The organism is Micromonospora sp. NPDC003776 (assembly GCF_053605645.1).
On the sequence record NZ_JBSGJR010000399.1, the window covers coordinates 1 to 6,651 of the forward strand.

General features: G+C 74.6%; 8 protein-coding genes. 7 read left to right on the forward strand and 1 reads right to left on the reverse strand.

The window, feature by feature from the left end:
* Nucleotides 1–104: 104 nt before the first annotated feature.
* The 7 genes from ACWEVO_RS26065 (at nt 105) to ACWEVO_RS26095 (ending at nt 6,419) form a co-directional block, all read left to right on the forward strand.
* The gene (locus tag ACWEVO_RS26065) at nt 105–1,406 is read left to right on the forward strand and encodes a PucR family transcriptional regulator (protein WP_452310147.1); all 1,302 of its coding nucleotides are present in this window, start codon (nt 105–107) and stop codon (nt 1,404–1,406) included.
* 78 nt (nt 1,407–1,484) lie between these two features.
* Nucleotides 1,485–2,420 carry an ACP S-malonyltransferase gene (locus tag ACWEVO_RS26070; RefSeq protein WP_452310141.1) on the forward strand — a complete coding sequence of 312 codons (936 nt, stop codon included), beginning with the start codon at nt 1,485–1,487 and terminating at the stop codon, nt 2,418–2,420.
* On the forward strand, nt 2,420–3,364 hold the full coding sequence (locus ACWEVO_RS26075; RefSeq protein ID WP_452310142.1) for a beta-ketoacyl-ACP synthase III: 945 nt from the start codon (nt 2,420–2,422) through the stop codon (nt 3,362–3,364). The genes ACWEVO_RS26070 and ACWEVO_RS26075 overlap by 1 nt, the downstream gene beginning before the upstream one ends.
* An 85-nt stretch (nt 3,365–3,449) precedes the next feature.
* A complete protein-coding gene (locus tag ACWEVO_RS26080) occupies nt 3,450–3,689 on the forward strand; it encodes an acyl carrier protein (protein WP_007072348.1) in 240 nt (79 codons plus the stop codon).
* Between the two features lie 2 nt (nt 3,690–3,691).
* Complete coding sequence (gene fabF, locus ACWEVO_RS26085) at nt 3,692–4,918, forward strand: beta-ketoacyl-ACP synthase II (RefSeq protein WP_452310143.1); 1,227 nt, start codon at nt 3,692–3,694, stop codon at nt 4,916–4,918.
* A 58-nt stretch (nt 4,919–4,976) separates the two neighbouring features.
* Nucleotides 4,977–5,687 carry a class I SAM-dependent methyltransferase gene (locus ACWEVO_RS26090; protein ID WP_452310144.1) on the forward strand — a complete coding sequence of 237 codons (711 nt, stop codon included), beginning with the start codon at nt 4,977–4,979 and terminating at the stop codon, nt 5,685–5,687.
* Nucleotides 5,688–5,777: 90 nt separating this feature from the next.
* Nucleotides 5,778–6,419: a lipoprotein gene (locus tag ACWEVO_RS26095; RefSeq protein WP_452310145.1), complete on the forward strand. Its 642-nt coding sequence runs from the start codon at nt 5,778–5,780 to the stop codon at nt 6,417–6,419.
* Nucleotides 6,420–6,423: 4 nt separating this feature from the next.
* Here the strand turns inward: ACWEVO_RS26095 and ACWEVO_RS26100 are convergent.
* Nucleotides 6,424–6,651 (reverse strand): hypothetical protein (locus tag ACWEVO_RS26100; protein ID WP_452310146.1); only part of this gene is annotated, 228 nt, incomplete at its 5' end.

Consider the following 6,651-nt stretch of genomic DNA (forward strand, 5'->3'; position numbering starts at 1 on the left):
CGGCCAGCACCGGTCGGCGGCCTGGTCGGCGGGGGCGCGCCGGGCAGGCGGGGGTGTCCCGTGGTCGGCCGGCGCCACCGCGCCGCCGCCGGCCGACCCTCGAAGTGGAGTCCCTGGTCAGGGCATGTCAGGCTGGACCGGTGAGCGAGCCGGGCGGTACCGAACTGTCGGCGACCCTGCGCCGGATCGAGCGGGCGGCGGGGGCGCTGGCGACCGCCAGCGTGGCCCGGATGGACGAGGCCCTGCCCTGGTTCCGGGAGTTGCCGGCGGACCAGCGGTCCTGGGTCACGCTGGTCGCCCAGGCCGGCGTCCGGTCGCTGGTGCAGTGGCTGCGGCAGGGCGGCGGCGCGACGGACAGCACCCAGGAGGTGTCGGACGAGGTCTTCGCCGCGGCACCGCAGGCCCTCGCCCGGTCGATCAGCCTGCAGCAGACCGTGGCGCTGATCAAGGTGACCATCGAGGTGGTCGAGGAACAGGTGGGCCAACTGGCGGTCGAGGGCGAGGAGCAGTCGTTGCGGGAGGCGGTGCTGCGCTTCTCCCGGGAGATCGCCTTCGCCGCCGCCCGGGTGTACGCCCGCGCCGCCGAGACCCGCGGCTCCTGGGACGCCCGGCTCCAGGCGTTGCTGGTGGACGCGCTGCTGCGCGGCGACTCGCCGGACGTGCTGGCCAGCCGGGCGGCGGCCCTTGGCTGGTCCGACGCGCCCCCGGTGGCGGTGGCGGTGGGCCGCTCCCCCGGTGGGGAGGTGGCCGCCGTGCTGCACACCGTCTACCGGCAGGCCCGCCGGATCGGGGTCGAGGTGATCGGCGGCGTGCACGGGGACCGCCTGGTGATCGTGCTGGGCGGCGCGGCCGACCCGGTGGCGGCGACGGAGAAGCTGCTGACCGCGTTCGGCGACGGGCCGGTGGTGGTGGGCCCGGCGGTGCCCAGTCTGGACGAGGCGACGGACTCCACCCGGGCGGCGCTGGCCGGCTTCCGGGCGGCGCCGGCCTGGCCGACCGCGCCGCGCCCGGTGCCCGCCGCGGACCTGCTGCCGGAGCGGGCCCTCGCCGGCGACGCGGAGGCCCGCCGCCGGTTGCGCCACGACGTGTACGCGGCGCTGGTCCGGGCCGGCGGCGAACTGCTGGAGACGCTGGACGCCTTCTTCGCGGCCGGCGGCACGTTGGAGAGCGCCGCCCGGGCGCTCTTCGTGCACCCGAACACGGTCCGCTACCGTCTCAAGCGGGTCGCCGAGGTGACGGGCTTCTCGCCGCTGGCACCCCGGGACGCGTTCGCCCTGCAGGTGGCGCTGACCGTCGGTCGGCTCGACCCGGTGGTCCCGGCTGTCGCAGCCGTCCCGAGCCAGACATTGAGCCCAAGCGGCCGGAAAACGGCGCAGACTGGTGATGATCGCCGCCGATCTTTGTAGGGATCCTCCAAAGCTTCTAGTGCGGTTTGGTGCCCTGCGTTACAGCGCGACCCGCGAGTATCCGTCAGAGTCGTATGCGTGCTCGCCGTACTCTCACCCGGACAGGGTGCCCAGAAACCCGGTTTCCTGACCCCCTGGTTGGACCTCCCCGGCACCGAGGCGCGCCTGCGCGCCTGGTCCGAGCTGGCCGGGGTCGACCTGGTGCACCTCGGCACCGAGGCGGACGCGGACGAGATCAAGGACACCGCCCGCACCCAGCCGCTGCTCGTGGCGGCCGCGCTGCTGGCGGGCGAGCACCTGCCGATGCAGGACGTCGCGCTGGTCGCCGGGCACAGCGTCGGCGAGCTGGGCGCCACGGCCCTGGCCGGAGTGCTCACCGCCGAGGAGGCGGTGACCCTCGCCGGCGTACGCGGCCGGGAGATGGCCGCCGCCTGCGCGCTGGAGCCGACCGGGATGGCCGCCGTGCTCGGTGGCGACCCGGACGAGGTGGTCGCCGCGATCGAGGCGCACGGCCTGCACGCGGCCAACCGCAACGGCGCCGGCCAGATCGTCGCCGCCGGCAGCCTGGACGGGCTGGACAAGCTGGCCGCCGAGCCGCCGGCGCGGGCCCGGATCACCCGGCTGAAGGTGGCCGGCGCGTTCCACACCCCGTACATGGCCCCGGCCGAGGCCGCGCTGGCCACCGCGGCCGCCGGGATCACCCCGGCCGACCCGGTCCGGACCCTGCTCTCCAACCTGGACGGCACCGCGGTCGGCCAGGGGCAGGAGATGGTCCAGCGACTGGTCCGCCAGGTCACCGCTCCCGTCCGTTGGGACCTGTGCATGCGCACGCTGGCCGACCTGGGCGTCACCGGCATCATCGAGCTGCCCCCGGCCGGCACCCTGGCCGGCCTGGTCAAGCGCGAACTCAAGGGCGAGGGCGCGCCGGAGATCGTCACCCTGAACACCCCCGACGACCTGCCCGCCGCGCGGGACCTGATCGCCCGGCAGGCGCGAACGGAAGGCAAGCACTGATGACCGGCAGCAGGATCGTCGCGATGGGGCACTACCAGCCCTCGCGGGTGGTGACCAACGACGAGCTCGCCCAACTCGTCGACACCAACGACGAGTGGATCCGGGACCGGGTCGGCATCGTCACCCGGCGGATCGCCGGCGAGGAGACGGTGGCGGACATGGCCACCGCGGCCGCCGGCAAGGCGCTGGCCAACTCCGGCTTGACCGCCGCCGACATCGACCTCGTCGTGGTCGCCACCTGCACCTCGGTCGACCGCAGCCCGAACGTGGCCTGCCGGGTCGCCGCCAAGCTCGGCATCACCGCCCCGGCCGCGTACGACATCAACACCGCCTGCTCCGGCTTCGCGTACGCGCTCGGCACCGCCGACCACGCGATCCGGGCCGGCGCGGCCCGCAACGCGATCGTCATCGGCGCGGAGAAGCTCTCCGACTTCACCGACTGGACCGACCGCTCGACCTGCATCATCTTCGGTGACGGCGCCGGGGCCGCGGTGGTCACGGCGACCGCCGACGACGAGCCGGTCGGGGTCGGGCCGGTGGTCTGGGGCTCCGTGCCGGAGAAGAGCGACGCGGTCCGGATCGAGGGCTGGCGGCCGTACATCGCGCAGGAGGGGCAGGCGGTCTTCCGCTGGGCCACCACCGCGTTGGCGCCGCTGGCGCTGCAGGCCTGCGAGAAGGCCGGCGTGGACCCGTCGGAGCTGGCCGCGTTCGTGCCGCACCAGGCCAACGCCCGGATCATCGACGGGATCGCCAAGCGGCTGAACATCCCCGACGCGATCATCGCCAAGGACATCGTCGAGTCCGGCAACACCTCGGCGGCGAGCGTCCCGCTGGCCCTGTCCAAGCTGGTCGAGCGGCGCGAGGTGCCCGCGGGCGCCCCGGTGCTGCTGTTCGGCTTCGGCGGTGGCCTGACCTACGCCGGTCAGGTCGTCCGCTGCCCCTGAGACCCCCTCGGGCGCGAACGCGCCGAGGAGCGGCGGCCGGCGACGCCGGCCGTCGAGGAACCCCCATTGAGAGGAACCAACCGCAATGACCCGTGACGAGATCACTGCCGGCCTCGCCGAGATCCTCGAAGAGGTTGCCGGGGTGAACCCGGACGACGTGGCCGAGGGGAAGTCCTTCACCGACGACCTCGACGTCGACTCGCTCTCCATGGTCGAGGTCGTGGTGGCGGCCGAGGAGAAGTTCGGCGTCAAGATCCCGGACAACGAGGTGCAGAACCTGAAGACCGTCGGGGACGCCGTCAGCTACATCGAGGCGCAGTCCTGATCATGAGTCGTCCCGACGTCGTCGTCACCGGGCTCGGCGCGACGACCCCGCTCGGCGGGGACGTCGCGTCGACCTGGGACGCCATGCTCGCCGGCCGCTCCGGGGTGAGTGCGCTCACCCAGGAGTGGGCGGCGCAACTGTCCGTCCGGATCGCCGCCCAACTGGCGGTGGACCCGTCCGCGGTGCTGGATCGGGTCAAGCTGCGCCGGCTGGACCGGTCCGAGGCGATCGCCATCATCGCCGCGCAGCAGGCGTGGGCCGACGCCGGGCTCGCCGACTCCGGGCTGGACCCGGAGCGGCTGGCGGTCAGCGTCGGCTCGGGCATCGGCGGCGCCACCACCCTGCTCGCCCAGGACGACATCCTGGAGGCGTCCGGCCCGCGGCGGGTCTCCCCGCACACGGTGCCGATGCTGATGCCGAACGGTCCGGCCGCCTGGGTCGGGCTGGAACTGGGCGCGAAGGCCGGGGTGCACTCGGTGGCCAGCGCGTGCGCGACCGGCGCGGAGGCGATCGCGCTCGGCCTGGACATCATCCGCGCCGGCCGGGCCGACGTGGTGGTGGCCGGCGGCACCGAGGCGGTGATCCACCCGCTGCCGATCGCCGGGTTCGCCTCGATGCGGGCCATGTCGACCCGCAACGACGAGCCGGAGAAGGCGTCCCGGCCCTGGGACAAGGGCCGCGACGGCTTCGTGCTCGGTGAGGGCGCGGGCGTGGTGGTCCTGGAACGGGCCGAGCACGCCGCCGCCCGCGGCGCCCGGGTGTACGCGCGCCTCGCCGGCGCGGGGATCACCTCGGACGCGTACGACATCGTGCAGCCGCACGCCGAGGGCGAGGGCGCGATCCGGGCCATCGCCCGGGCGATCGCCGACTCGGGCGTGGCGAAGACGGACATTGTGCACGTCAACGCGCACGCCACCTCCACTCCGGTGGGCGACATGCTGGAGATCGGCGCGCTGCGCAAGGCGCTGGGCGACCACCCGGTGCTGTCGGCCACCAAGTCGATGACCGGGCACCTGCTCGGCGCGGCGGGCGCGCTGGAGTCGATCGCCACCATCCTGGCCATCCGGGACGGGGTCGTCCCCCCGACGATCAACCTGGACGACCCGGACGAGGACCTCACCCTGGACGTGGCCGCGCACAAGGCCCGGCACATGGAGGTCCCCGCCGCGCTGAACAACGCGTTCGGCTTCGGCGGGCACAACGTGGCCCTGGTCTTCACCCGGCCCTGACCCGACCGCTACCGCGACAGGGCCCTTCCGTCCGGAAGGGCCCTGTTACCGTCTGCCGGTGGAGGCGACGGAGATCCGCAAGCTCGCCGCGCTCGAGGACCGCCACTGGTGGTACCGGGAGCGGCGGGTCCTGCTGGGCCGGGCGCTGCGCCGGCTGGCGGCGGCCGGGGTGTGCCCCGAGCGGGCGCTGGACGTCGGCGCGGCCGGCGGCGGCAACACCCGGGTGCTGCGGGCGCACGGCTGGACGCCGCTCGCCCTGGAATACAGCGCGGAGGGCGCCGGGGTGGCCCGGGAGCGGGGCCTGGACGTGATCCGGGCCGACGCCCGGCACCTGCCGGTCCCGTCGGCCCGCCTGGGCCTGGTGGTCGCCTTCGACATCCTGGAGCACTTCGACGAGGACCACCTCGCCGCCGCCGAGATCCGTCGGGTGCTGCGTCCCGGCGGCACCGCGCTGATCGCGGTACCGGCTGACATGCGGCTCTGGTCGGCGCACGACGTGGCGGTCGGGCACGTCCGCCGCTACGACCGCGCCGGGCTGCGGGCGGTCGTGGCGAAGGCCGGGCTGGTCGTCGACGAGCTGTGGAGCTGGAACGTGCTGCTCCGTCCGGTGGCCGCCTGGCGACGCCGCCGGTCCACCGGTTCCGACCTGGACGAGCCGCACCCGGTGGTGAACCTCGGCCTGCGCACGGTCGTCACCGCCGAGCGGTACCTCCCGGTGCGGGCGCTGCCCGGCGTCTCGCTGATGCTGCGCGCCCACCGCCCGGCCTGACCGCGGAAACGGGTCCACGCCGATCGGCAAGATCTACTAACATCCCGGGACCGCCGTCGAACACGACGGCCGGAGCGCAGGAGGACGGGGATGCTGCGACGTACCGCGACGGCCGTGCTGGCCGCACTGACCCTTGCCGGGATCGGCGGCTGCGGCGACGAGCAGCCGCGGGGCACCGCGAGTCCGTCGGCGTCGCCGAGCCCGACCGCTTCGCCGGTGGTCGCCGGCCCGCCCTGGTACGACGAGGTGGCCCCGGCCCCGGCCGCCGGTGAGCTCGGCGGCAAGGCGAGCCCGTGCCCGATGGAGCTCATCTTCTCGGCACCGGCGAAGTGGCGGGCGAAGGCGGTGAAGAACGGCCGGGACGCCGCCATCGGCGGTGCCGTGCCGGTCTGCGAGATCGACGCCAAGCCCGCCGGTCACCTCGGCTTCCTCCGGGCCTGGCGGGCGAACTCGCCCGGCGACCAGCAGCAGGTCATGGACAAGTTCCTCTACGCGTACGGCGACGTCACCGACCGGCAGTACCGCCGGACGAAGGCCGGCCCGCTCGACGCCTTCGAGGCGACCTTCGTCGGGCCCACCGGCACGCACGAGCGGGCGATCCTGGTGTCCACCATCTGGGGCCGGTTCCTGCTGACCGTCGGCGGGGCGGACGACGCGGAGCACCAGGCCATGCTGCCGGCGTACCAGTTGGCCAAGCAGACCGCGAAGAACAACCGGGACTGGGAGGAGTGAGCGCTCAGCGGAGCCGGTAGACGGCCACCCGACCGTTGTCGTGGCGCAGGTCGGCCAGCGTGCCCAAGGCCGGTGACTCCCGGCCGACCTCGCGGTCGACGACCAGCCAGCGCACCCCGTACCGGTCGCGCAGGGCGGCCAGGCCGGCCACCGTGGGCGCGGTGAAGGCGGCGTCGTTGGCGCGCTGCCGGGCCGGGTCCCAGAACGGCGCGTACGGCCCCTCCGGCCGGCC

Coding starts and splice junctions, on each gene's coding strand:
- ACWEVO_RS26075 (WP_452310142.1), top strand. CDS start 2,420: ATGACCGGCAGCAGGATCGTCGCGATGGGGCACTACCAGCCCTCGCGG.
- ACWEVO_RS26080 (WP_007072348.1), top strand. CDS start 3,450: ATGACCCGTGACGAGATCACTGCCGGCCTCGCCGAGATCCTCGAAGAG.
- fabF (WP_452310143.1), top strand. CDS start 3,692: ATGAGTCGTCCCGACGTCGTCGTCACCGGGCTCGGCGCGACGACCCCG.
- ACWEVO_RS26095 (WP_452310145.1), top strand. CDS start 5,778: ATGCTGCGACGTACCGCGACGGCCGTGCTGGCCGCACTGACCCTTGCC.